Annotated in this window: 1 tRNA gene; it reads left to right on the top strand. The window is 38.5% G+C overall.

From position 1 onward, the window contains the following. The first annotated feature begins 464 nt into the window (after positions 1 to 464). Positions 465 to 549 (top strand) — tRNA-Tyr (locus tag AB4496_RS29110). Positions 550 to 553 lie beyond the last annotated feature (4 nt).

The following is a 553-nucleotide window of genomic DNA, read 5'->3' as shown; positions in this document are numbered from 1 at the left end:
ATAGTTTCGATAAGTAGTTATTCTACAATCAAAATTGTTGACGCTGTTCTCGAGTATTTTAACAAGCTAGAATGACAAATTACTTACTACGATTGGTATTATTATCTATAAATGAAATTAACCGTATTCTATCAACTGATGAATGCTGTAACGTCAAGAAGTGTAAATCTAAGTTAAATTCAATTGACGTTTCATGACTAATGACACGAACCAAACACGAAACATAAAGCTAATTACCTCAAGGTGTTACCTATCAGTACGTAAATCTTAATACAGATGTTCACTTCACGAGCAATATGCGTACTTTTCGCCATCTTTGCCCAAAAAGGCAGCATTTAACACAAAACCATAAGAAAAACCCTTTACAGGTTTAACGTGTTTGCTATGATGCGCTCCGCACTTGAGAGATGCGTTGGGAAAAACATCTCTTTAGCCTATCCATTATGAGTTAGGAAAAACACCCTGGAGGGGTTCCCGAGTGGCCAAAGGGAGCAGACTGTAAATCTGCCGGCACTGCCTTCGATGGTTCGAATCCGTCTCCCTCCACCATATT

The sequence above is a fragment of the Vibrio sp. 10N.222.46.A1 genome (assembly GCF_041473595.1).
GTDB lineage: Bacteria > Pseudomonadota > Gammaproteobacteria > Enterobacterales > Vibrionaceae > Vibrio > Vibrio tasmaniensis_A.
The sequence above is the reverse complement of the archived record's forward strand: the minus strand, read 5'-3'. Positions and strand labels throughout refer to the sequence as shown.